16 protein-coding genes and 1 pseudogene are annotated in these 24,108 nt (G+C 58.7%); 7 read left to right on the top strand and 10 right to left on the bottom strand.

All coding sequences use genetic code 11. From position 1 onward, the window contains the following. The first annotated feature begins 404 nt into the window (after positions 1–404). The gene (gene rfaE1 / locus ONB52_19680; GenBank protein ID MDZ7418353.1) at positions 405–1,409 is read left to right on the top strand and encodes a D-glycero-beta-D-manno-heptose-7-phosphate kinase; all 1,005 of its coding nucleotides are present in this window, start codon (positions 405–407) and stop codon (positions 1,407–1,409) included. After that, entirely contained in the window at positions 1,397–1,924 is a 528-nt protein-coding gene (gene rfaE2 / locus ONB52_19685; GenBank protein ID MDZ7418354.1) for a D-glycero-beta-D-manno-heptose 1-phosphate adenylyltransferase, read from the top strand. The genes rfaE1 and rfaE2 overlap by 13 nt, the downstream gene beginning before the upstream one ends. Before the next feature lie 68 nt (positions 1,925–1,992). Here the strand turns inward: rfaE2 and ONB52_19690 are convergent, their stop codons facing one another. The 6 genes from ONB52_19690 to ONB52_19715 form a co-directional block, all read right to left on the bottom strand. After that, positions 1,993–3,378 (bottom strand): GWxTD domain-containing protein, encoded by a 1,386-nt coding sequence (locus ONB52_19690; GenBank protein ID MDZ7418355.1) that lies wholly within the window; start codon positions 3,376–3,378, stop codon positions 1,993–1,995. 97 nt (positions 3,379–3,475) lie between these two features. Next, positions 3,476–4,507 (bottom strand): hypothetical protein, encoded by a 1,032-nt coding sequence (locus ONB52_19695; GenBank protein ID MDZ7418356.1) that lies wholly within the window; start codon positions 4,505–4,507, stop codon positions 3,476–3,478. Positions 4,508–4,741: 234 nt separating this feature from the next. After that, a complete protein-coding gene (thyX, locus tag ONB52_19700; protein MDZ7418357.1) occupies positions 4,742–5,707 on the bottom strand; it encodes an FAD-dependent thymidylate synthase in 966 nt (321 codons plus the stop codon). Between the two features lie 514 nt (positions 5,708–6,221). Then, positions 6,222–7,661, bottom strand: coding sequence for a M48 family metalloprotease (locus tag ONB52_19705; protein ID MDZ7418358.1), 1,440 nt, complete (start codon positions 7,659–7,661; stop codon positions 6,222–6,224). A gap of 59 nt (positions 7,662–7,720) precedes the next feature. Then, entirely contained in the window at positions 7,721–8,665 is a 945-nt protein-coding gene (locus tag ONB52_19710; GenBank protein ID MDZ7418359.1) for a hypothetical protein, read from the bottom strand. 1,240 nt (positions 8,666–9,905) lie between these two features. Beyond that, on the bottom strand, positions 9,906–12,359 hold the full coding sequence (locus tag ONB52_19715; protein ID MDZ7418360.1) for an Ig-like domain-containing protein: 2,454 nt from the start codon (positions 12,357–12,359) through the stop codon (positions 9,906–9,908). A 1,009-nt stretch (positions 12,360–13,368) separates the two neighbouring features. Between ONB52_19715 and ONB52_19720 the strand changes: the two genes are divergently transcribed. After that, positions 13,369–13,734, top strand: coding sequence for a hypothetical protein (locus ONB52_19720; GenBank protein ID MDZ7418361.1), 366 nt, complete (start codon positions 13,369–13,371; stop codon positions 13,732–13,734). 107 nt (positions 13,735–13,841) lie between these two features. Then, positions 13,842–15,686: an FG-GAP-like repeat-containing protein gene (locus ONB52_19725; GenBank protein MDZ7418362.1), complete on the top strand. Its 1,845-nt coding sequence runs from the start codon at positions 13,842–13,844 to the stop codon at positions 15,684–15,686. Between the two features lie 615 nt (positions 15,687–16,301). Here the strand turns inward: ONB52_19725 and ONB52_19730 are convergent. From ONB52_19730 to ONB52_19745, 4 genes are all read right to left on the bottom strand, one after another. Continuing rightward, positions 16,302–17,027 (bottom strand): hypothetical protein, encoded by a 726-nt coding sequence (locus ONB52_19730; GenBank protein MDZ7418363.1) that lies wholly within the window; start codon positions 17,025–17,027, stop codon positions 16,302–16,304. A 419-nt stretch (positions 17,028–17,446) separates the two neighbouring features. Then, positions 17,447–19,735, bottom strand: a complete 2,289-nt coding sequence (locus ONB52_19735) for a TonB-dependent receptor (protein ID MDZ7418364.1) — start codon at positions 19,733–19,735, stop codon at positions 17,447–17,449. A 103-nt stretch (positions 19,736–19,838) separates the two neighbouring features. Beyond that, complete coding sequence (locus ONB52_19740; GenBank protein ID MDZ7418365.1) at positions 19,839–20,330, bottom strand: hypothetical protein; 492 nt, start codon at positions 20,328–20,330, stop codon at positions 19,839–19,841. Between the two features lie 135 nt (positions 20,331–20,465). Continuing rightward, positions 20,466–20,921 (bottom strand): hypothetical protein, encoded by a 456-nt coding sequence (locus tag ONB52_19745; protein ID MDZ7418366.1) that lies wholly within the window; start codon positions 20,919–20,921, stop codon positions 20,466–20,468. A 543-nt stretch (positions 20,922–21,464) separates the two neighbouring features. On the opposite strand from ONB52_19745, the gene ONB52_19750 reads away from it, so the two are divergent. From ONB52_19750 to ONB52_19760, 3 genes and pseudogenes are all read left to right on the top strand, one after another. After that, positions 21,465–21,815 carry a hypothetical protein gene (locus ONB52_19750; protein MDZ7418367.1) on the top strand — a complete coding sequence of 117 codons (351 nt, stop codon included), beginning with the start codon at positions 21,465–21,467 and terminating at the stop codon, positions 21,813–21,815. A 79-nt stretch (positions 21,816–21,894) separates the two neighbouring features. Further along, a pseudogene (locus ONB52_19755) lies at positions 21,895–22,869 on the top strand (integron integrase). Positions 22,870–23,274: 405 nt separating this feature from the next. Further along, positions 23,275–23,865 carry a dihydrofolate reductase family protein gene (locus ONB52_19760; protein ID MDZ7418368.1) on the top strand — a complete coding sequence of 197 codons (591 nt, stop codon included), beginning with the start codon at positions 23,275–23,277 and terminating at the stop codon, positions 23,863–23,865. Positions 23,866–24,108: the final 243 nt, after the last annotated feature.

A 24,108-nucleotide genomic window follows, 5' to 3' on the forward strand; every position in this document is an offset into this window, starting at 1 on the left:
GGGTTCAAGCTCAACCGAGCGTGATTGCAGAAAACGAGGCTGGTATGCGAAAACACGTGGTTTGCGCGGCTTTGGCAAAAGCACCATCCAGCGATTCTCCGCGTCGCGATTTTTTCTGTCGGAAGACTGTCTTGCCCGGCCGGGCGCAAAAAAAATTAGGGGCAAAACGACGTGGTCGCATTCCCCTAAGCTTCACCGCGAGTTGCCTGTTGAAACGGACGTGGAGGCCGGCAAGGGCTGTTCGGCAAAATTGTTGCGGCAAAGTAACCAAATCCCCGCTCAGAGTCAAGCCTCATTTCGGCGCCTGCCACGAAGGTGCGACAGCGCCGGCGTGGAGCGCAGCGTTTTTCCTGTTGCTCACGAGCGCGGCGCTGGCTATATTGCGCCCTGCAAAAGCAAAAAACATGCTCGATCTCAAACCTTCACAAGTGCAGGCATGCCTGGCGGCCATGGCGGGACGGCGGATTGCTGTTTTCGGCGATTTCATGCTCGACCGCTACCTCTGGGGCGAAGTGTCGCGCATCTCACCGGAAGCACCGGTCCCGATCGTCGATATCTCCGGCGAAACCGAGCAACTGGGCGGCGCGGCCAATGTTGCCAACAATCTCGCCTCACTCGGCGCCATTCCCCATCCCATCGGCGTGGTGGGTGACGACAGCGCCGGCAGCCGCCTGCTCAACCTGATGCAGGAAGCCGGCTTCCCGGTCGCCGGCATGCTCACCGACGGCAGCCGGCCCACCACCCTGAAGACCCGCATCATTGCGCACAACCAGCACGTTGTGCGCATCGACCGCGAATCCCGTGCCCCGCTTGGCGAGAGCATGCAGGACAAGCTGTTCGCGCACCTGTGTGATTTGATGCCACAACTGGACGGCCTGGTGATCGAAGATTACAACAAGGGTGTGATCGTCCAGCCCCTGCTTTCCCGTTTGATCGCGCTCGCCCGCGAGCGGAATTGCCTCATCACCGTCGATCCCAAATTCAACCACTTCTTCGACTATCGCGGCGTGACGCTGTTCAAGCCCAACCGCAAAGAGACGGAGGAAGTGCTGGGCACCAAATTGCATTCCGAAGAGGAACTGCGGCGCGCCGGGGAATTGCTGCTGCACCGCCTGGCCTGCCGTTACGTGCTCATTACCCTGGGCGCCGAAGGCATGGCGTTGTTTCGCGGTCCGGGTGACATGCTGCGCATCCCGACGCGCGCCCGCAAGGTGCATGATGTCTCCGGCGCCGGCGACACCGTGATTGCCACGCTCACGCTCGCCCTGGCCGCGGGTGCCGATGTTCTGGAGGCGGCCACCCTCGCCAATTACGCCGCCGGCGTGGTGGTCGCGGAAGTCGGGGCCGTGCCCATCGACAAGAAAAAGCTCCTCGCCACAATTGCCGAGCATCTGCAATGGGAAGACTGATCGCTCTGGAGGAACTTCTGGAATTGCGCGCGGCCTGGCGTCGCGACGGCAAGCGCATGGTGTTCACCAACGGCTGCTTTGACCTGCTGCATCGCGGACATGTGGAGTATTTGCAGCAGGCCGCTAGGCTGGGGGATTTCCTGGTCGTGGGACTCAACTCCGACGAGTCGGTGAGGAGATTGAAAGGCGAGGGGCGGCCGATCGTGCCGCAGGAGGATCGCGCCACGATTCTTGCCGCACTGGCATGTGTGGATTACGTGGTTTATTTCGAGCAGGACACCCCCGCCGAGCTGATTCACCGCCTGCGCCCCGAGGTGCTGGTGAAAGGGGCCGATTATCAAATCCACGAAATCGTCGGCCATGAGCTGGTGCAGGCCGCCGGCGGCCAGGTCGTGCGCATCGCCCTCACGCCCGGACGCGCCACCCGCGACGTGCTGGCCACTATATTGGAGAGATTTTGCCACCAGCACGAACAAAAACGGCAGGCAAACAAACACACCCCGCCGCGGGAGTGAGACGTCTGGATGCGCCTTGATCAAACGGCGACCTCCCGCCCGGCCCGGCCGCTGCTGCCAAGCGTGACTCAGCGGCCGGGATTGATCCAGCGCTGCCAGTCATCATCGGACAGCTCGCCGCGCGCAGTGGAATGCACCAGGCGAAATTCCCCCCAGTTGCTGACATCCACAAAGATGAACACCACCCCGCCCTGAATCTCGAAGTAGTGCCAGATCTGATATGGCCGGTTCTCGCTGCTGCTGGGGAAGCGCTCGACTTCATCCGGCTGGCCATAGAGCAGCAACACGCGCCCCATGTCGGTCTGCCAGCCCTTGCGCAAACCTGAAAAGCTCTCATTGGCGAAGCGCACGCGCCGGAGATAGTCCTCGCGGAATTCGTTCTGCGGGGTTTCCGGTGTCTGGTCGCGAGTTTGCCAGAATTTGGCGATGAAGGCCCGCTTGCCAGCCACATCGAGCGCGGAGAAAATTTTCACGTCATCCGTGGAGGCGAGGTAGCGCATGGTCTTGAATTCTTCATCCAGCTCGCTTTCGGGAACTTCGCGGTAGAGATTCAGCAGGTAATCGTAGCCGGCGGCTTGCGCCGATATTTGCGGCTGCGGCCGAACCTCCTCCCGGTAAACGTAAAACCTCTGGCGGCCGGTGGCCTTTTGCCGGCTGGCGTGATCCGTGACCTCCACCTCCAGCACATAGGCGCCCGCACTCAAGGCCATCACGTTGAAGCCACCCACCTCCACCAACTGTCTGCCATTCACCGGCCGGTGGCGGACCGGCAGCGTCTTGATCTCGCGGCCCTGATCATCCAGCACGCGATAGCGCACGGAGTAAGTGCTGTCGCTGGGGAAGGTCAGGTTGTAGATTTCGGCATAAGTATAAAGCATCGCCATGGCCGCGCCATAGGTGCGGCCGGGATTCGGAATGACGGTGTGGTTGTTCTTGTAGAAACGCGAGCGCGTGGTGTCACGCATGATGCGGGAGGCGACCTCCAGATCGCTGAGCGCGAGCTGGCCGGCGGCGTAAGGCTCCACCACCAGCCGGAACGACCGCGTGCCGGAACGCCCGGAGCGCGGGTCGCTGACGCTGACCGTGACATTGTAGCTGTTGACCGGCAATTGGAAGCCGGCCTGGGTGCACAACACCTGTGAGGGCCTGATCTCGGCGGAATCCGCGGCGATGGTGTGTTCGACCCAGCGGTAATCGATGACCTCGCTGTCGCCCACGGCGACGGTGACGCGCGACTCGAAGGAGGCGAGCAATTTTTCGTCCGCGGCAACAAACTGCAGGCGGTTGCGCGCCACGGCAATGTACACCTCCACCAGGGCGACGTGATCATTCATGCGGAAGCGCGCAAAATCCACCTCGAAAGGCAGGGTGGTTTCCCCGGTCGCGGCAACGGCCGACGGCAGCCCGCCGGTCAGCACGGCAGCCGCCAGCAAAATTCGCAAATTCAGTTTCATGATTTTCACACGCGCCGATCAGAGACGCTTGGAGTGAGAGAAGATTTTTTCCTGAAACCTTGCCACGCCCCTCCGGGCGCCGCTTCGCCCTCCTGCTTCACAGCGCCGCGCGCAGCGCTTCCAGATATTGAATCGCCCCGGCCAATTCGTGCAAAAACGGACTGCCGGCCTCGCGCATGAGATGCAGCCCGAGATCATCACACGCCTTGAGGATGAAATGCGAGGCCACGTCCTCGGGACGGGCAAGATAGGCCGCGGCATAGCCTGCAAAATTGCGCCACCAGCCCTGGCGATCGCGGCCAAACAAGGCCAGGGTTTCGTCAAAGATCAAAGCAGCCAGGGCAAAGGGCGTCACCGGCCAGCGCCGGCCGTCCGGCATGTGGGCCACCAGCGTGTCGCCGTCCCACTCGAACACCGGCGCGGTGAACGAGGAGATTTCCGGCAACAACAGCATGATCTCGGGATGCAGATGCGTCCACCTGCCGAAGCGCACCAGAATGCGGGCTTCCCACAGCCGCCGCAGCGCGCGGTTCTCACGGCGCGAGGGCTGGAAATCCTCCGGCAGCCGCGCCGTGGGCCAGTAGAGTTTCAGCCGCAACCGTTCCGTTTCCTCGCCGCCACCGAGAAACAGGCCGAGCAGAAGCTGCACCGGCCATTCCACCTGCCGGGTGCCATACCAGGCAATCAGCTTGTCGTCGCGCAGCGTGCGATAGAAGAGATGCGCGTCCGCAAAAAAACGGCTGGCAATCAATTCGGCCTTGCCGGAGCGCACCACGCGGCGCCAGAGCCACAACCGCAGTTGCTCGCGCTGGGCGGCGTTGTCATGGCGGGCTTGGGCGGCTGCCAGCAGGGCTTTGAATTCAGCGGCCTCGGAAGATGATGGTTTCTCCGGCAGGCCCTCCCACACGCGCTGCGCCGCAACGGCCCACTGCGTCGCAGGCAGGCGCAAACAGCGGCAGAGTTGTGTGAACACCGCTTCTGCGCGGCCGTGTTGCGCTGCCTCGGCAACCTCTTCATACAAGCGGTGCGAACGCGCCAGCAGCGGCAGCTCGTTTTCCCGCCAGATTTTGTGAAGCAAGGCGTCCTGTTCCATGTCCTCCTGCGCGGGTTGGTCCGCGGCAATCATCATGTCAAGCGGATGACAAATGGCTGCAGGGTAACAAATTTGCGCTTTATTTGCAAGGACAAAGGCGGAAAGCATCGCCTGCCGGGCGCGGCGGCCAGCGCTCCTGCTGTGTCCACCGCGCAGCGAATTCGGCAGAACGTTCATGTGCGCGCCCGGGAAAGGGAAACGCGCACCGAAACAGCTTTGTTTTCTGTGCGGGCAACTGAAGCCGGCCCGCGCACGGCTGCCTGCCGCGCCTCAAACTTTGCGATAAGCCGTGCTCACCGTGAGGGTGGCATCGGGCAGGGGGGCCAGTTGATAATCACCGAACAGCAGTGGCTCCAGGCGGTGCAGGCAGAGAAAGAGGCGCAGCGCCAGGCCGCGAATCTCCAGCTCCGAATGGGCACTGGCGCGCATCTCGATGAAATGCCGCCAGGCACGCACATTGCCGGTCACCACCACGATGGTCTCGGTTTCGTTGGGCAGCAATGCCCGCGCGGATTGATTGACTTTTTTGCGCAAATCGGTCGCCGCCTCGGCGGAGAGCAGGGCCGTGCCCGCCTGCTGCGCGGCGAGCAGGCGCGCGGCCAGGGCATGATATTCGGCATGGCTGCGATCGATGCGCTGCAGGAACTGCTGGTGCAACGCGCCGCCATCCTGAAACTCCGGCCGCTCGACAAAGCGCAACACCCGCCCCGAGACGTAGCGCTGCGACAACTGTGAGTAACCAAAGCCGGCACGATGGCGGATCAGCTCATGCGTCAGGCTGCGGGAAATGCCGTAGAGCAGAAAGGAATAAGTGGCGTGCTCCAGCACTGAGCCGTGCCCGCTGCTCAGCAGGTTTTCAAAATAGCGGGCCGCCTGCTCGTTGCGTGTGCGCTTCGGTCCGAAACTGGCGTAACAGGTTTGTCCGGCGATTTTGCACAATTGCGCGCCAGGCGCCAGCGGCTCGGGGTCGTCGAGATACTGGTCAAATTGCAGGTTGGCATCAAAGCCCGCCAGGAAGGCCCGCAAACCCGCCAGTTTGACCTGCGGCCGGGACACCAGCACCACGCCCGGCTGTGTCAAATAGGGCGTGCCGGCCGGCGAATGCCGCACCGGCGCATGCATCACCGTGAAGCCATCCTCCAACACCCCGCCCCATTCCGTAAAAAGCTGCTCCGGCGTCACTTTCGTTTGCCTCTCTTTGCTGTCTGTGCTGTAAAATTTCCCGGATCGTGACAATTTTCCTGTCCAGGGTTCGAATTCGCGTTTCAGTTTGCAAGGTAATGCCTCAGTTGCGTGTGGCGACGCTGCGCAAAGCTCCTGTCTGCAGACAGCGAGGCGTGCGCCACGCCACACGTGGCCGGGGATTACTTCAGCTTGGCAGCGATGCTTGGGCATCGCACGCGGTCTCAAAAAACCCAAACAGGCATGCCTGTCATCGCCGTCATCAGCGCAATCTGCCGACGGGAGGCGGCCCCGGGCCGCTCTTCTCGAGCCTGCAGTTTGTGGGCGAGAGGGAGTTATAAACCGTGCGCTCCGGAAGCCGTTTTCGCCGCGCGCTGAAAGAGAAGAACGTCAATCAGTTCCCTCCGCGAGGCCCGGTTTATGGCACAGCAGTTATGCGCTTCTCCCGGCGCCATCGGTGCGGCCTGTTTTCCCTGACGCGGCACACAAAACCCAACTTCTTTCATCCTGTAAATCCCGTCGCGCGAGCAGACTCACGCCCGCGCCAGACGGGGACGGCAAGCGCGCTCTATCTTATCACTTTGATGTAGTCGCCGCGTTTGACCTGGTCCTGCAGGTTCATGCCGTTGAGAATGGCCAGCTCGTTGAGCTGCTTCTCTTCCATGCGGTAGCCGCGCAGGACGCCCGCCAAATCGCCGGCCTTTTCCACCCGCTCGATGCGCACGCGCAAGGGCTGCTTCTGCAGCGCCGCCTGATTGCGCAATTCCTCGAAGCCGGTCATCACGCTTTTGAAGGTCGCGGCATGCGTGGCATAAAGCGCGTTGGTGGTGTAGCCGTGAAACACGTAAATCGCCTCGCCCTTCTGGATGAAGTAGGAGAGCAGATGCAACAGATTGTTCTGCGTCTGCACCTGGGACTCGACTTCGTACGCCGGCAGCTCGTGCACGCGCGTGGCTTGTTCACGAATGACCCGGGCCTGTGCATTTTGCACAAAACTGCCCGCCGCCGCCCTGGGGCTGTCACCGCGGCCCAGGCTGAACTCGATCATGGCGTTCTTCTCGGCGTTCATCATCTGTACCACGCTCGGCGAGTTCAGCAACGCCCACTTGGCCGGCACGGGAAATTGGAAGCGCAGTTCGGGATGATAAAAGACGTTGTTTTCCACAAAGCCCTGGCGCGGGTCCTCGCCATAGACGATGCCATCGATCATGCGCAAATAATCCTTGCGATCCAGCTTTTTGGGCGTGTAGGGAATCTTGGCCTGCCACTCGGCGGCAAGCTGGGCAACGCGCACCTCGCGCTGGCCGGGATCCGGATGCGTGGACAGGAACACCGGCATGCGGCCGCCGCCCGTATCACTCAGCCGTGCGATGGTGCGAAAAAAGCCGGCCATTTCCCGGGCATCGTAGCCCAGCCGGGTGGAATACTCCACCCCCAGCAGATCGGATTCCGATTCCTGGCTGCGGCTGAATTTCAGAAAGATCAGACTCAGACCCAATTCTGCCACGCCGCCCAGGCGGCGAAAATCCTCGGACAGGACGCTGCCCAAGCCCAGGCCAAGCTGCGCGAGTTGTGCTTTGGACTGCTGTTCGGCACCGTGCCGCGCCACGATGTGACCAACTTCGTGACCCATCACCCCGGCCAGCTCCGCCTCGGAATTGAAATGTGCCAGGATGCCGCGGGTGAAATAAACATAACCGCCCGGCAGTGCAAACGCATTCACGATCGGACTGTCCACCACGCGAAAGGTGTACTGCAAATTCGGCCGCTGCGACACACGGGCAATGCTTTGACCGATGCCGTCTACATAGGCGGTCAGATTCGCATCCTGGTACAGGCCATATTCAGCGACGATCTGTGGATCCGCCTCCCGACCCAGCGCAATCTCGCTGGATTCACTCATGAGATTGAAAGTCGATTTGCCGGTGACATAGTCCCTGGTGCACGAGGCCAATGCCAGGACTGCCACACCAGCCAGCAGGAGCAAAGCCAAACTGCGACGATACATTTTTCTGCCTCCGGTTTCTTGAAACCTGCCACACCACGTCTGCGCGGCACATACCGGCCTCATTCCCGCACCCGGTTCCACCTCATCACCCAAATGGCACCGCTGCGGCGTTCATCATAAACCAACTGCCGGCTGTCGGGCGACCAACTGCAGTTCATCTCCAGTTGTGTGGCGGTCGCCGTCACATTCACCCGGCCGCTGCCGTCCGGGTTGACGGTGTAAATATCCGCCTGCTGCAGGCGATGTCCGTCATCCTCGCTGACCATGAACCCGATCTTTTGCCCGTCCGGCGACCAATGCGGCCGTTCGCCCCGCCCGAGCTCCACCAGGTCGCTGCCGGTCAGTGAGCAGACAAACAGCCGGCTGCCCAGGGCTTCCGCAACGAGGCGCGTGCCGTCCGGCGCAAGCTCGGCGTTGATGATTTCACCCGCCATCGGCTGCACCACCCGCGGCGTCACCCCGGCTCCCGTTACCAGCACACCCTGCGGCGTCGCAAAAACCAGAGGCCGCGGCGCGGCAGTCGGAGGTTCCGGCTGAGGGGCCGAAGCGACTTCAAAATACTCCACCCGGCCGCCGGTCCACAGCGCGAGCCGGCCCTGCCCAGGCACCCATTGCGGCACACCCGGCATGCGTTTGCGTTCAGCGGAAATCACCGTGCCGGTTTTGGTCGCGACGTCATAGACTTGCAGCGCGTGTTGTCGCCGCTGATTGTGCCGGCGCGTCACCCGGCCTGCAAGGAAGCGGCCGTCACTCGACCAGCTCATTTTGTAACCCACCCCCACCTCGCCGGTCAATTGCTCGAGGCCGCTGCCATCCGGCCGGATGAGCCAGATGCCGTCATAATTCGGCCCGGTGAGCGCAATCCATTCGCCGGTTGGCGACCATACCGGTTGCATGAACTCCCGGCCGGCGGCGGTCAATTGTTGCGGTTGCGGCCCCTCCGCCACCTGGGCGAATGCGGCAGCCGCAGCCAGCAACATCAGGAGCAACAGTCTTTTTCTCATGGGACTCGCTTTCTTTAAAACCGCAACGCTAAATCCACGCCGCTTTTTCACGAAAGGCTTAATCGACCCCGACGGGGTCGCAGATAACAGCCCACGGGCAAGGCCCAGGGAACCAATGAAATCCATCTTACCAAGCTCTGCCGGGGCGGCATTCATGACGTGGCCCAATAACGCTCTGTTCGAGCTTCCAAATGTTTCGATTGACCGATTCCCGGGGCGTTGCCCTTCGCTGTTACATTTCGCCCGCTTGGGGCTGGTTGTCCATGTAATTGAATTCGATTTCACGTTCCATCCTGATTTGCAGACAAGCTGCAAATCAAAGCTTATGCGATGCAGTAAATACCTGAATTTTGCACCAAAGGGCACTGTCAATTGTGATCGGTTGTGCACTCTCACTAACCCCGCTAGGGGTGAAATGTTTATAGTAGATTCCAAGCTACCACCATTCTCAAACTCCGTAGGAGTGACATGTCGCATTTCATTGATACAAGCCTCGATTATTTGACGAGAAGCACATTTCACTCCTACGGAGTTTTCAAAACTTGAGCGGCGCACTGCTATAATCATCCCACTCCTAGCGGAGTTCAAAGCAATGCCAGCCGTGCAAAAATTTCTTGCACCACCCAATGGATGAATCAAAACAATTGTTTGAACCGCTTGAATTGCGGTTTTAGCCAGCTTTGGTGCAAAATTCAGGAAATAACTGTTCGGCGAAATTCAGTGTCTTCGGTCAACATCGGCGATAAAGCCTTTCCAACGAAACGCACCGAAGTCACCGAGCATCGCCGCAACTGACTTTGGCAGGATGATTCATCAGCCGAAATGTTTCAAAGTCATTCTGCCGAAAAATGATTCTGCCATGAACTTTCAGAATTCCCTTCTACCTGGATTTTGCATGGATTCACCACAATCGCTGCAAGCACCAGGCGGAAATGCGCGATGAGCCGGAACACCGTTTCTGACCACGGAGTTGCGGAGATCGCGGAGCTGCACGGAGAAAGGCCGGAAATTGCGATGACGATCATCTTTCAGAGCAAGGACATCGGATGCGTGAATAAGCTGACTCCGTGTTGACTCCGTATTCTCCGTGGCTCCGTGGTCCATTCGGCCGGCGGTTTGACCCAGTACCCAATGGGTGATTTGACTGGCCGTTGTTGGCCGCGGTAACGGGGGCATCTCACGAATTCGATGCACAATTCAGGTTCTACCTTCGAGCGCCTGACGGCGGAGTATGAATCACTCAGCGCACGAGCACCAGCTTGCGCACGGCGGTAAAACTTCCGCTGGTCATTTTCACCAAATACAGGCCGGAAGCCACGGCCCGGCCACCCTCCTCGTCGCCGTGCCAGCGCACGCGATGCCGGCCCGCGGCGGCCACACCTTCCAGCAAAACGCGCACACGGCGACCGGCGGGATCGAAGATCGCCAGCTCCACCGCTGCGGTATTCGCCATTTCGAATTCGATCTCAGTGGTGGGATTGAAGGGATTGGGATAATTCTGCCGCAGAACGAAGCCCGCCGGCCCAGCGGCCGCAGATTCATCCACCTTCACACTGCTCGGATGGCCATAAGACAAATCTTCAAAATAAATTTCGCCCGCGGCCGCGCCGGTATTCGACACGGATAAATCCTCCCAGCGCAGGGGCGCGAGCGCGGCTGCGGCAAAACTCTGACCCGCCAGATTCACGCTGTCTTTCTGCACTTCGAATTTGAGATTGCGCCAGCCGGTCCAATCCAGGCGTTTTTCCCAAACATAAAGCTGGCCGTCACTGCCGCGCACATGCCAGCGCAGCGTGTTCCCGCTGGCGTCGCCAAACACCAGCAGGCTGGCGAGATCATTTTTGCCCAGGACCAGCGCTGCAGTCAGGCTCATGAACACGGCTCCGTTGCGGTTGGACACGAAGGCATAACGCAGCCGGCCGGCCGTGGAATCACTCACGACAAAGAACGGGACGAGTGCAAAGTCGGTGGAATCCGCCACGAAGTTGTTGCTGCCGGCATGCAGCCGCGGATCGCCCAGGATATTATCCGTGAGGGAAAACGTGCTGCGCAGCTCCAGCACCTCCGGCGCGAGGGCGGTCTTGAATTTCCATTCCAGTGCCTGGGGCAGGCGGTTGCCCTGGGCATCGCGCACCTGATCGGAAAGCTGCACGGTGTAAACCCGGTTCCCCAACAGGTTGCCGACGGGCACCAGGCTGTACTTGTACAAATCGCTTTCACGGGAAAGGAAAACCCGCATGCCGGCGGGACTGCCTGGAATCGCAAAGACTTGCAGAGCCGGCGGCAGGAGTGAGGCCATTGCCATTTCGCGATTAAAGCGCACTTCGATAACGTCGCGTACGAAAACCTGTGTCTGCTTGTTGGCCGGCGCGAAGTCCACCACCGCCGGCGTTGCCGCGTTGCGCGGCATGGTTGCAAAGCTCCACTGCACTGTGCCGCCCTGCAAACGATGGCCGAACTGATCCATCGCCGTGCTGTCGATCGTCACCGTGTAGCGCGTGCCAAACTCAAAGCGAAAATCCGGGGTGAAGAGAAACTCTCTGGGATTGTTGGCGACGGTGCTGAGCACGCCGGCCACTGCCGGCTGCAGGCGAAACGCCGCTTGCACCGAGGCGGTATTCATATTGCGCGAGAACGAGATGCGGATCGGCGCATAGACGTAGACGTTTTGACCATCCGGTTCCGGGCTGACCTGGCTCACTTGCGGCAGGGCTGCGGGGATCAGGCGGGCGTCGGCGGCGCGGAACGCATGCGCGGCAACCGTCACCGTCGCGGTCAGCGGCAGGTACTCCGGCGCGGCGATCGTCACCGTGTAGGTGCCCGGCGGAAGATCGTCGAAAACATAAACGCCGTTGCGGTTGTTGTCGGTGGTGTAAGTGCGGTTGCCCGGCTGCAGCATGACCGTGATGCCGTTGAGCGGTGCGCCGTTTTCCGCGTCGCTGACGAGGCCCACCAGCGCGCCGGTGGACATTTTGCCGGCGTTGTAGTATTCAAAAAAGCTCATCGCCAGGGCGCGCGCTTCCATGCGCAGGAAATCAGGATTGCGCATCTTGGCTTCTTCTCCGGGATGGTCGTGAAACGTGCCTTCGGAGAGCTCGCCCGGCATTTGCAAATCGTTCAACACCCCCAGGCTGAAGCCGCCATTGCAGCCGCCGTAGAAGGTCCAGTCCAGGCGCGTCAAGAATGAAGAAGTACGATAGGCCTGGAAAATTCTCTCGGCCATGAGATTGCTCATCACGTCGGACTGGCCCGGCCATTCGGCGCGGCCGGTGCCGGAGCTGCTGCCATTGGGGCAGGGCCGCGCCGGATCGCGCTTTTCTTCGAGCAGCACCAGGGTGTAGCGCGTGGAGGTGTTGGTGGTGCCGGTGGCATTGTGATGCACCGAGTGAAACCAGTCCACCCCGAAGTTGTTGGCGATTTGTTCGCGCTGGCTCAGGCTGATGTCGGTGGTGTTGTTTTGATGGGTGAGCAATACCGTGTCCGCGCCGGCAGCCATGAGATAGTTTTTGAGAAAAGTGGCCACGCGAAAATTAATGTCCGCCTCGCGCAGACCGGTCGGCCCGGCATTGCTGTTGCCGGGGCCATGTCCCGGGTCAATGCAAATGCTCACGCCTGAAAGATTTTGTGCCGGTGCCGCCCACGGCGGGAAGAAGAAAATCAACAGGAACACCGCCAATGCGTTCTTGCACATCATCAAGTGATCCTTCCGCAAGCAGGTAAGTGGCATTTCGTGTCCGACACTGCGGTTTTGGGCATCTGTCGGCAGCGGCATCCCACCCGTTGTCACTGACCGACCGGCTAAAAAACCAACTTTTTCCGATAATATCAAGCGTGAAATCGGAAAAGTAGGAAGGGCCCCAGCTCAAACACCGTGCAAACCAGCGAGCTCAATCACGCGGGCGCTGAAACGCGTACAGGCCCGCCATCCAGGATGGAACTTGTGCTGCTCAACCCACGCCCCCGCCATCGCGCCAACATTTTTTTGAAAACCTTTCGCCCACGAAAAGGAAATCCCACGGAAATGGTTTGGAGCTGTTTTCGTGGGAGCTTCAGTTTCGTGGGAGAAAATGCGACCCTTCTTCCGTGACTGAAATTTTTCCCCGAAACAGTAATGCCTCGGCTATTGGCGGGGAACGTAGCGCCGACATCTTGTCTGCAAGCAGGATGCTTGTGCTGCTCTCCGAAAAGGAAATCCCACGAAAATGGTTTGGGGCTGTTTTCGTGGGAGCTTCCGTTTCGTGGGAGATACCGCGACTCGTGTGTGACCATTCTCTTGATGGCTCTTTTCCCACGAAAGCAAATTTCCCTTTGACAAAATTTTTTTTTTGCTTACTCTGGCGCCGTCACGTCAACGGCATGGTGGGAATGGGGAAACAGCCGCTTTTGCCTTGCGCCACCCCCGGATCTCCTGCCTTCGCGTTTTCCCCGCCTGCTGTGCGTTGAGAGAACGAGTATCATTTGGGGCGGGTCTTGCCATGAAGAAACACCGTTTCCCCGGCCGCTGCACGTTTTGCTGAGCCTTGCCTTCCGGCGTTTTTCTTTCTCCAAAAAAAGAAAAGCTTTGGCAGTCTGCCGGGAGACCACCAAAGCTTCTCAACCAAAACGCGCGAGATGATAAGCATCGGTGTTTCGAGAAGCAAGGGGTTTTTGCGACGGCTGCCGGAGCGCAGAGGTGAATGCTTGCGCGAGAAAGGAGTTTTCAGATGAAGCGTTTCATGATCTTGCTTGCCGCTGCCATGACGACCGTGCTGCTGGTGGGAATCCTGGTTGAGCAATCACAATCTCATCCCGTCCCAAACAGGCAATTTCACGGCAAAGCAACTTACCGGAATAACGAACCCGCACGTGTAGGCACATCAGTCGATGCATGGTTGGGTTCAGTCAAAATAGCTGACGGTGAGGTATGGGACACCAGGGGCAGTTATAACATTTGGGGCGAGAATTCAGACTTTCCTTCAGGCACCTATACCCTTGTCGCCGACGATGGCAGCCTGCTGGGTCAAGTCAACGTCTATCATGCTCAAGGAACGGATACTTATGTAGATGTAGTCCTGGATACTGCATACTGAGACAGTATTTCGTGTGTCGCCATGTTCGAATAAGCTTTGCCTGTCAAGCCGTATGGGCTGCAGGCAGAAATTGCCTGCAGCCTTTATTCGTACAGGAGCAAACCTCGATGAGTTCCGCGAACTGGTATAACCAATTACAGTCTGGTTCTTTTTCTTTTTTCATGTTATCATTCAGTATTGTTACCGCTTTGGGGCAGGCGCCACCGAAAATCGCACAAAATTTTCCACAGCCGTTGGCAACAGAAAAGTATTTAAGCAGTCGTGGCGGGCCAAACTTGGCTGATATTGACGGAGATGGCGATTGGGATATAGTTACCGCAAGTGGGAAAATGGTCTACGTTTTCAATAGTGATGGCCGAGCGCTGGCGGGATGGCCACAAGCGACCATGTATGAAACCAGAGAATCGCCAGCTTCAGGAGATCTCAATGGTGATGGCAAATTGGAGATCGTTACAATTGATTTGGACGCTCCAACGGGCAGGGGTTTCCTTTACGCCTGGAACAATTATGGTGAGTTATTGGCAGGGTTTCCTGTATTGTTGCCGGAAGCCGGCGTTGTTTCCGTAACACTTTATGATTTGGACCAAAATTCGACAGTGGAAATCATTTGTGGCCTCGAGGCCAAAGTGTTTGTCTTTCAGCACGATGGCACTATTGCCCCGGGCTGGCCCAAAGATATCTCACCATTTGCTCCCATCGCAAAAGCTGCTGTTGGAGATCTCAATGGCGATGGCGAAGCGGAAATTGTACTGCCCGGGCAATACGCCGCCGATCGCTTCGAAGATTATCAGGGGCGTTTGTATGTCTGGAACGCCCGCGGTGAGTATTTGCCTGGCTGGCCGGTTACGCTGCCTTCAGGTTACACCTTTGCTGGTGGTTGCGATCCCACCCTGGCGGATGTGAATGGCGACGGCTTGCTGGAAGTTGCCATTGGAACTTTCAATCCGGTTGCCGCAACGGGATTCGCGGCGTTATATCGCTACGACGGCAGCATGATGCCGGGCTGGCCGCAATACCTGGCGGACGGAGACTCGCTGGTGGGTTTTCAGGCCGGCGCGGCAGCGGCAGATATTGATCGGGATGGTGCACCGGAATTGATCTTTGGGGACTTGTTTGATCACATTGTCGCCTGGAAAGGCGATGGCAGTGTGGTTGAAGGCTGGCCGATCATTCTCGGTGAAATTGACCCCACCTTGATCGCTCGGAGCACATACATCAGCCCCGGGGTTGGAGATGTGGACGGTGACGGACATTTAGACATTTTTGTGAGCAATAATCAGACCGATTTGATAAATAGTGGCTGGTTTGGCCGTATTTATGTTTTCAATGATAAGGGAACACAATTACCATGGTCGCCACTTCGCCCGAAACAATCTGCGACTTCAAGAGCTGTGGCGATGGGAGATTTGAATTGCGATGGCTCGGTGGAATTGGCTGCCGTCTCGGTCGGCAGAAAGGAAATCAACGGACCCAAAGAAACCTGGCTCACCGTCTGGCAAATCCCCGGCGTGCCCTATGTCCACGAGCGTTTCCCCTGGCCGATGTACGGCCATGACCGCTGGCATACTTCGCAATACGGTTTCGTGCCGCCGGATGAGCCTGTGGTGCGGGTTGCAGACCGCAACCAACCCGGCGCGCCGCCAACGGCGTTTGCACTCGAACAGAACTATCCCAATCCCTTTGTTCTCTCGCAAAATGCTACTGGCCATTTCACCGCAATCCGCTTTGCGCTGCCCGAGGCCGCGCAGGTGCAGCTTCGTCTCTTCGATATCCTGGGAGCCGAAGTCAAAACTTGGGCGGTGATGAAGCCTGCTGGGGTGCATGAATTCCGCTGGAATGGCAGAGACAACCGCGGCCAGCCTCTGCCCGGCGGGGTTTATTTCTATCGTCTGGAAGCCGTTTCTGCAGCGCGCCACGTCGTGCTCACCAAGAAGCTGCTGCTGCTGCGGTGAAGCTGTCCTGGTGGCGCCACATGCCCGGCCTTGCTGTCACCCTGTCTGCTCTTTTGAAAACTCTCCGCCCACGAAAAGGAAATCCCACGGAAATGGTTTGGAGCTGTTTTCGTGGGAGCTTCAGTTTCGTGGGAGAAAATGCGACCCTTCTTCCGTGACTGAAATTTTTCCCCGAAACAGTAATGCCTCGGCTATTGGCGGGGAACGTAGCGCCGACATCTTGTCTGCAAGCAGGATGCTTGTACTGCTCTCCGAAAAGGAAGTCCCACGGAAATGGTTTGGAGCTGTTTTCGTGGGAGCTTCAATTTCGTGGGAGATACCGCGCCCCTCTTCCTTGACTGAAGTTTTTCTCCGCAACAGTAATGCCTCAGCTATTGGCGGGGAACGTAGCGCCGACATCTTGTCTGCAAGCAGGATGCTTGTACTGCTCTCCGAAAAGGAAATCCCACGAAAATGGTTGGGGCTGTTTTCGTGGGATCTTCAATTTCGTGGGAGAAAACGGGGCTGCTGCGTCTGAAACATAAGCGCTGGAGGTGAACGGCCTCTCTCATCCAGCAACTCTTCAAGACCGGGACCCGGCACCCTGACAGCCGGGGGTTCCCTGCAGATGCTGTTTCATTGCTGGCACGCAGGCGGGACAGCGGCCGCGCGGAGTGCCGGCTGCGGATCTCTGCCGCTGACGTTGTAGCGATAGCCGATAAAGATGAGAATGATACCGATCAACTCGGTGACGTACAACACCTCGGTGTGGCCGAAGCGTGTGAAGGCGCCGCCAATCCCGGGCAGCAACGCCCCGACCGCAATCCAGATGTTACCGATGAAGCGGTGATAGGTCTGCCGGCTCTTGCGGAAACGGTAGGCCGACAGCAACGCACCGCCCACCAAAAAGATGAAGGCATAGCTGTTGATCACGGGACTGAACAGCCGCACCCACTGCCACTCCAGCACTTTGCCGGACAGGCGTTGCGGCTCCACCAGGGCAGGATTCACCGGCGCGGCGAGCACGCACGCGGCCGCCAGCATCAACAGCGGTACCAGTACCAGCGTCAGTCGGTTCGCAGTTTCTCGGCGCAACAGCAAATAAACCGTGCCCTGCGCCAGCGGCGCGCCGCCCAGCAGGGCGCCGGAAATATACCACATGCGAAATATGCCCTCGTGCCAGCCAAACAACGTCGTGAAGCCTTCCGTGAATGTTCCCACGCCGTAGAGCAGAATGCCGGCCGCCCACCACAGCAAGTGGGCGCCTTTCCCCTTTTGGCGGTAACGCTGCCAAACGCTCCGGGAAAACGCCAGTGCGATGAGGGTGGTGAAAATGGGGAGATAAAGGATGGGGGAGTGCATGCCGCGATGAGGTGTAGAATTTTATGACTCTGAGAGAATGATCATGACCGCCGGGATTTTTTGAACCACAAAGATGCGGGCGAAAGCAATGAGAAAAACAATGCTTGTCTCGCCTCGGAATAGACTGGAATCAACCGGAAAAATGCAAGGCAGGGATGTTGCAAATGGTCAATGGCCTGCGGCGCACGATGGCACGCACGGCCGGCAGGTCTTGAAGAAAATATGTGGCGTGCTTTGCATCCCCGGTGGTCAACACATTTGATTGCGGCTGTCGCCGCGCTGGGCTTGCGGTCGCGAATGTCGTTGAGATCTTCCCGGCACAGCACACCGGCCTCCGGCGATGCCGGTCGCCGCCGTCCGGGATGATGCCCGCGGCCTGAGCGTTTTAAACAGAGGGGGTTTGTAATTCCAGAAGCGCGCTAAAACTCATAGCTCAGGCCGGCAATCCAATGGCGGCCCGGCATGCGATAGCGCGCGAGTTCTTCGTATTGTGTGTTTAGCAGATTGTTGCAGCTCAGCGAAACCGACGCGCCTTTCATCAGGCCCGCCACCAGCTTGCTGTTCAACAGCCAGTAGGCCCGGGGCTCATCGTTGGGATAAAGGAAGACCTCCTCGACACGGCTGTTGTAGCGGCCGTCGAGATTGAGCTCGTACTTTTTCCAATTGAACGTGCCGCCGAAGTTGAGCGCGTGGCGGACGCGATAGGCCAGCAAATCGTCGCTGCGGCCCGCGGAACGGTCCACGGCATCGAGATAGGTGTAACCGGCGCGCAGCCGCAGCCGGCGCTGCAGATAGAAATTGGCGCCCACTTCCACGCCCTGTATCAGTGCGCGGTTGAGATTGCGCACTTGGAACATCGGCTCGAACTGGCCGGGCTGCTGCGGCAGCGACACCCAGTAGATCATGTCGCGATAGCGGTAGTGAAACAGCGCGAGATCGACCTCCAGCCAGGTGCCGAACTGGCTGCGCCCGCCGATTTCAAAGGAACTGACACGCTCGGCCTGCAGATTGGGGTTGGGCACGAACGAAGTGCCGCCGCTGATTTCCTTGCGGAAGAAACGCTCGGCGATCGAAGGTGCGCGAAACGCCTGGCCCGCGAGGCCGCGCAGCGAGGTGTGCTCGGTGAGATGACATACCAAGCCGATCTTTGGACTCACCTGGCTCTGGCGCCTGCCGCCCACTAAAATATTGTAATCCAGCCGCGCGCCGGTGGTGAGCGTGAAGCGCGGCGTCAGGCTCACTTCATCCTGCACATACACCGCGAGATTGTTGACCTGCCGGTTGCCGTACATGATGCTGTCCGGCGAGCTGACCACGTGATCGATTTGAGCATCCAGGCCGAGGATGAGATCATGGTTTTCGTTCACCTGCCAATCCACCTGGGTGAGGTTGCCGAACTTGTCGGCATCCACGATCGTGCGCAAACCGTAGGGCTCGTTGTTGGGGATCTGCCGCAGCGGATCCCCTTCGTTGAAATAACTGCGCGCCGCGTTGCGATAGAAGTAAAACCGTGAGCCGTATTTCACCCGGGCATTGGGCACCGCCCAGTAGTAAAAATCGGCGCCAAGCGCGCGCTTGACCTGCCGGTCATCGCGATAATGCGGCGCCACCCGATACGGCTGCAGGTTGCTCAGCCAGGTGTGGGGATAATCGTTCTCCGCAAACGTGCCGCCCACGCTCACCTCGAAGTTGCGGTTCTGCCGGAAATCCACCAGCAGTTTGCTGTAGAGATCATAGAATTCGTAGGCGCTGCGCTCACGAAAGCCGTCGGATTGTTTGCGGCTGAGATTGAGCAGATACGACACGCGCCGGTAGCGGCCGCTGTGATTGAAGGCCAGGGTGCTGATCCTGCCGGGGGTGTCGGTGTGGCGCAGCCCAGCCGGCGGCAATTCATAAAAGCCGTAGCTCGCCTCCACGTGCGTCTTGCGGGCGTAGTTGGGCCGCCGCGTGATCACGTTGACCACCCCGCCCATGGCCGTGCTGCCATAAAGCGAGGAAAATGCGCCCTTCACGATCTCAATGCGGTCGATGAAATGCAATGGCACCAGGCTCCACAACGCGCCCCCGGAGTCCGAAGTGAGCGCCGGCCGGCCGTCGATCAACAACAACACGCGGTTGCCCACGCCGCCGCCGGCCACGTCCGAGGAACCGCGAATCGACACCGCCTGCACGGTGGTGCCCGCCGAGCGAAACACCGAGATGCCCTGCGTCGCGGCCAGCGCCTGATCAAACGTCGTCACGTTGCGCTGGCGGATGGCAAGTGCATCCAGCGTGGCCACGCTCGCCGGCGCCATGTGCGCCGTCTGCTCCTTGCGCGCCGCGGTCACCGTTATCTCCTCACCTTCCAGATAACTCTCCCGCAGATAAAACTCGCGCACCAGCCGCTGCCCGGCCGCCAGTCTCACATTGGGCACGCTCAAAGCCTCATAACCCAGGCGCGACAACTGCAGCCGGTGTTCGCCCTCGGGCACGCCGCGGATGACGAAACTGCCATCCGTCCCAGTGGCGGCACCCAGCGCCGTGCCCTCCACCACCACGCTCACCCACGCCAGGGGCACTTGCGTTTGGGCATCGAGCACGCGACCGTGAATTTCGCCTGCACGGCCGGCCGTGCCGTTGCCGGCGGGCTGTGCCCACAACGCAGCGCACAGGCCGCTTAAAAAAAGCACGCCACTGATCGCGACCAGGATTTTGTTGCTTCTTGACATGGCCATCACTTTCGTCAGTTTGCGTCGATTTGCATTGCTCGGGTTCCCCGTCGTTGCCACGTCGCCTGCGGGGTTGCCGCTGCGCTTTGGCAACCGGCCGGACTCATGGCGCGAACGCCAGATCCGCCTTGATGTTCAAGCCGGTGTGATCCATCTTGGCATCGGAAATCTCGATCGCAGTGGGCGTCGCATAGGTCGGCCGGCCGGTGGTGGCGTCAATGGCCACCCCGCTGTTGTTGGGATCATTGATGTAGATGCCGAGCACCCGCGCGCCCGCAGGGTTGGCCGGATCACGCCAGCCCACGGTGATTGCCTTGTACGTGCCACGATTCAGGCCTTCGATCTTGTAGTTGTAGGTTGTCGTCTGGGAGATGGGCAGCGTCGCGGCAGAAGGCGGCCCTGCCGGCGGCCAGGAGGCCCAAATCGAAACCTGGATCTCTCCGCGCGCCGGCCAGTTGCCCACAAAAGTCACGGTGCCGGCAACCGAACCATATTGCTGGGTGGGAGTAACGGGGTTATCATCTCCGCCGCAGGCAACCAGGAAAACGGAAAGGGCCGCGAGCAAGAGAATCGCTGAGAGAAATCTTCGCTGCATTGCAAAAACTCCTTGGAGAAATGGCAAGAATCTGAATTAATTGGCTTTGGCTATATAGCTCGCCGCTGTTATTTTCAAACCACATGCCAGCCGCGGAGCGCGAGGAAGTCCGGCCGGCTTTCTGCGCTTCAACTGTTATGAAATCAAACAATTGTATCCACAGGATCCAGCCTGGGCTTGCATCTCTTGGGGAAGCGGCAAATTGTCATTTTTGCAAGAGCGGCTTTTCAAAATGAAAAGCGGAGTTTCGCTGTAGGAATGGAGGGGGCACCCCAGAAAGTTCAATCGCTGCAAAAAAACAAAAACCTTCAACCCAGGAAAAAACAGAGAAAGCAGAGCTTGTGGCGCCAAAAAATTTTCCAAACGCCACACTCTCTGTTTGCTCTGTTTTCTCCTGTTGATCTTTTGGGGTTGCGCCTTGGCGGCGCCGGGGAAATTTGCCTGCGAATTGGATTTGCTGAGCCAGAGTGTGGCGATCAACGAACTGCCATTGGAAAGGGACGGCCTCTGCGCCTGTTTGGCATATGCGAAAACGACATGAAGGCAGCCATCAATGGGAAATTTCATTCTGCCAAAATCTTTTTGAAGCATTCGTATTCTATGCTATGTTTGGAGGAAGAGTTGTTGCCCGGCCCTGTCATGCTGCCGGCCTCTTCCCCAGGCACTGGAATGACCCCGCAATTGCAGAGGAAGCCCTGGGCCTGGGAAGACGAATAACGGAAAGCGGGGTTCACTTCCTGCGGCCAGAAAATGCCGTAACCTCGACATGAACATGGCCCATGCCTCGCGGCCCGCTCGCTATCAGAAAACCGTGCATAAAAAACTCGGTTTCCAGAAATTTCACTTGAAATTGTGGTGGTCAATTGGCATAATTGCGACAACCAATTGGGGCGGCTGCTCCACGCAACCACCCGGGACGCTGGCAGTAACGAGGAGTCCCGCCATGAATGCTCCATCGTTGCCTTTGGGTCAAAGTTTTTCCTATCGCGTGCCACTGCTGGGCCGCTTCACGTCTGCTTCTTTCAGCCAGGGCCACGCTCCTTTCTCGGCAGCTTGCCATTCACCATTGCGCAGTCAAAAGTTACCATTTGCCGTTTTCCATGTGCCGTTCACCGTTCCCCTGCGGCCTTTCCCATGAGGACACTGCGAAAACTGCTGCCCGGGCAGCCGGGCACGCGAAAAATTCTGGCGGAATACGGCGAACGGCTCGTTTGCGTGCGGTATCGCTATGACCGCGCCAACAAACGGCGGCTGAAAACGGTCGAATTGGTCATCGCGCAGGGGCCGTGGGAGCCTCCGCCTGCCAAAATCGCGTCCGATCGCATCGTGCAACTGCGGGTCAAGTACGGCGAAGTCGCCCTCGGCCGCCAGGTCAGAGCCGCCGGCGGCAAATGGAACCGGGAGAAGCAGTATTGGGAGTTGCCATATGACAAAGCGCTGCAACTGGGATTGAGCAACCGCATCGTCGAATCATCGCAGCAGTGACAATTCACCATCGCCAGTAGGGAACGGGCAGGGGTGAATTGAGAAAGTGTGAAACGTAGCAACGCTGGTGGGGGTAGTCATGAGCCAGTCACTTCCGGCGCCGGCGGGCGCCCAGCCGCCCAAGCTACTGGACCGACTGCGCTACGAGTTGCGCACCGAGCATTATGCCCGGAGTACCGAGCAAGCCTATGTCGATTGGGCCTACCGGTACATCATGTTTCACAACAAGCGTCACCCCGTGGAAATGGGGCCGGAAGAAATCAAGCGCTTTCTCACCTATTTGGCGGTGGAGCGCCACGTGGCGGCCTCGACGCAAAACCAGGCCTTGTGCGCACTGCTGTATTTCTACCGCAAGATTTTGAAGAAGGAGATCAAGCAAGTCGAGGTGGTCTGGGCGCAAAGGCCCAAGCGCATGCCGGAGGTTTTCACGCCGGAGGAAGCGATGGCGGTGCTCGACCGGCTGACGGGCAAGTATTGGATGATCGGCATGCTGATGTATGGATCCGGCGTGCGTGAGATCGAAGGCCTGCGTCTGCGCGTTAAGGACATCGACTTTGGCTATAAAAAAATCACGGTACGTGACGGCAAGGGCGAGAAAGACCGCGTTACCCTGCTTCCCGAATGCCTCATTGCACCGTTGCAGAGACATCTGCCGGAGGTGAAGAAGCAGCACGAGGCGGATTTGCAAGCCGGGTTTGGGACGGTGTACCTGCCGTACGCGCTGGCGCGGAAGTACCCGCATAACAACAAGGAATGGGCCTGGCAATACGTGTTTCCGGCGTCGAAGCTCTCTAAAGACCCGCGCTCCGGTGTGACCCAGCGACATCATCTAGATGCAAGTGCGATACAGAAAGCAGTGCACGACGCCATACGCAAAGCCGGCATTCACAAACACGCAAGTTGCCATACGTTTCGTCATTCGTTTGCGACGCATTTGCTCGAGGCAGGTTACGATATAAGGCTTGTCCAGGAGTTGCTCGGCCATGACGATGTTGAAACCACCGAGATTTACACCCACGTGCTGGCCAAGCGCTTACAGAGCGTGCGCAGCCCGGCGGACATGTTTGGGAAAAATGGCTTCGTCAAGCCGAATATCGCTCTGGCCGAATTACCGCCGCCGCTGGAAAAACGCTTTCGCGAGGTGGTGGCAAACGGTTTCAAAGGGGACCTGCAAGCTGCGCTGACGGCGTTTTTGGACTTGCATGATCAGCACGGTGCTTCAGCCGCCAGTCGGGGGGCAAAAAATGTCCAATAGTAGAGACAAACCCGGTGCATGAAAAATGTCCAACTTTAGACATTTTGCTCACGCAGAAATGTTTCTAATTGTAGAAACATTGCGAAGAAAAGTTTCTACTACTGGAAACAAATGGTTACTGGTACAAACATCGAAAACAGCCGAGTCCAGCCGCTGAATAAGATGTTAGCCAGCAACAGCCTGGCCGTGTTAACAGGAGAGCTTATGAAGATACTTATCACTGAATTTATGAGCCTCGACGGTGTTGTTCAGGCCCCAGGCGGGGCGACGGAAGACACCGACGGCGGTTTTGCTCATGGTGGATGGTTCTTAAAGTACTTTGACCCCGAAGTGATCGGCGGCACGTTTGACGACCTCGCCAAGCAGAGTGACGCGCTCTTGCAAGGACGCCGCACCTATCAAACGTCCGCCGCTGCTTGGCCAAGCCGCTCGGGAGACCCGTTCTCAGACTGGATCAACAAGGTGCAGAAGTACGTGGTCTCCAACACGCTCAGCGAGAAGGACATCACGTGGCATCCGACGACGATCATTCGTGGCGACGATTTCTTGCAAAAAGTCTCCGACCTACGGGCGCAGCCAGGGGGATACATTTACGTGTACGGCAGCGCAGCGATGGTTCGGTCGTTGCTCGCTGCTGACCTTGTCGATGAGTTATTGCTGACGATCGGGCCAGTGATTCTCGGCGGGGGTAAGACAATCTTTCCCGCAAACGGGAAAGCAATGCCGTTCGAACTGGTATCGATGACTAAAGCAAGCACGGGCGCGTTGGTCTGCCGATATGTGCGTGCACGTTAGCCCCTCTTCCGCCCTCGGTGCTGGCTAACAACGGGTTCCAGCCGACGTTGCTCCGCTGCGCTCCGCAACGCGGCTGAACCTGACCGTTGGGCGAAATTCAACCAGCAACTATCTTCGTATCCCCTCGGTGAACCACATCTTTCCTCTGGGTGAATCGCTGCGTATCTTTGCGCAAAATTCACCAGGAGGAGTCCCATGTGGCCTCGCAGACGGCGGGTGCGTCCCGCGGCGCGTCTTGCCCTC

It is taken from the genome of candidate division KSB1 bacterium, from assembly GCA_034506255.1.
Taxonomy (GTDB): Bacteria; Zhuqueibacterota; Zhuqueibacteria; order Zhuqueibacterales; family Zhuqueibacteraceae; genus Coneutiohabitans; species Coneutiohabitans thermophilus.

What these genes read in the sequence shown, in the direction of transcription:
- rfaE1 (MDZ7418353.1), top strand. Translation starts at nt 405, where the DNA reads ATGCTCGATCTCAAACCTTCACAAGTGCAGGCATGCCTGGCGGCCATG.
- rfaE2 (MDZ7418354.1), top strand. Translation starts at nt 1,397, where the DNA reads ATGGGAAGACTGATCGCTCTGGAGGAACTTCTGGAATTGCGCGCGGCC.
- ONB52_19690 (MDZ7418355.1), bottom strand. Translation starts at nt 3,378, where the DNA reads ATGAAACTGAATTTGCGAATTTTGCTGGCGGCTGCCGTGCTGACCGGC.
- ONB52_19695 (MDZ7418356.1), bottom strand. Translation starts at nt 4,507, where the DNA reads ATGATGATTGCCGCGGACCAACCCGCGCAGGAGGACATGGAACAGGAC.
- ONB52_19705 (MDZ7418358.1), bottom strand. Translation starts at nt 7,661, where the DNA reads ATGTATCGTCGCAGTTTGGCTTTGCTCCTGCTGGCTGGTGTGGCAGTC.
- ONB52_19710 (MDZ7418359.1), bottom strand. Translation starts at nt 8,665, where the DNA reads ATGAGAAAAAGACTGTTGCTCCTGATGTTGCTGGCTGCGGCTGCCGCA.
- ONB52_19715 (MDZ7418360.1), bottom strand. Translation starts at nt 12,359, where the DNA reads ATGATGTGCAAGAACGCATTGGCGGTGTTCCTGTTGATTTTCTTCTTC.
- ONB52_19720 (MDZ7418361.1), top strand. Translation starts at nt 13,369, where the DNA reads ATGAAGCGTTTCATGATCTTGCTTGCCGCTGCCATGACGACCGTGCTG.
- ONB52_19725 (MDZ7418362.1), top strand. Translation starts at nt 13,842, where the DNA reads ATGAGTTCCGCGAACTGGTATAACCAATTACAGTCTGGTTCTTTTTCT.
- ONB52_19730 (MDZ7418363.1), bottom strand. Translation starts at nt 17,027, where the DNA reads ATGCACTCCCCCATCCTTTATCTCCCCATTTTCACCACCCTCATCGCA.
- ONB52_19735 (MDZ7418364.1), bottom strand. Translation starts at nt 19,735, where the DNA reads ATGTCAAGAAGCAACAAAATCCTGGTCGCGATCAGTGGCGTGCTTTTT.
- ONB52_19740 (MDZ7418365.1), bottom strand. Translation starts at nt 20,330, where the DNA reads ATGCAGCGAAGATTTCTCTCAGCGATTCTCTTGCTCGCGGCCCTTTCC.
- ONB52_19745 (MDZ7418366.1), bottom strand. Translation starts at nt 20,921, where the DNA reads ATGCTTCAAAAAGATTTTGGCAGAATGAAATTTCCCATTGATGGCTGC.
- ONB52_19750 (MDZ7418367.1), top strand. Translation starts at nt 21,465, where the DNA reads ATGAGGACACTGCGAAAACTGCTGCCCGGGCAGCCGGGCACGCGAAAA.
- ONB52_19760 (MDZ7418368.1), top strand. Translation starts at nt 23,275, where the DNA reads ATGAAGATACTTATCACTGAATTTATGAGCCTCGACGGTGTTGTTCAG.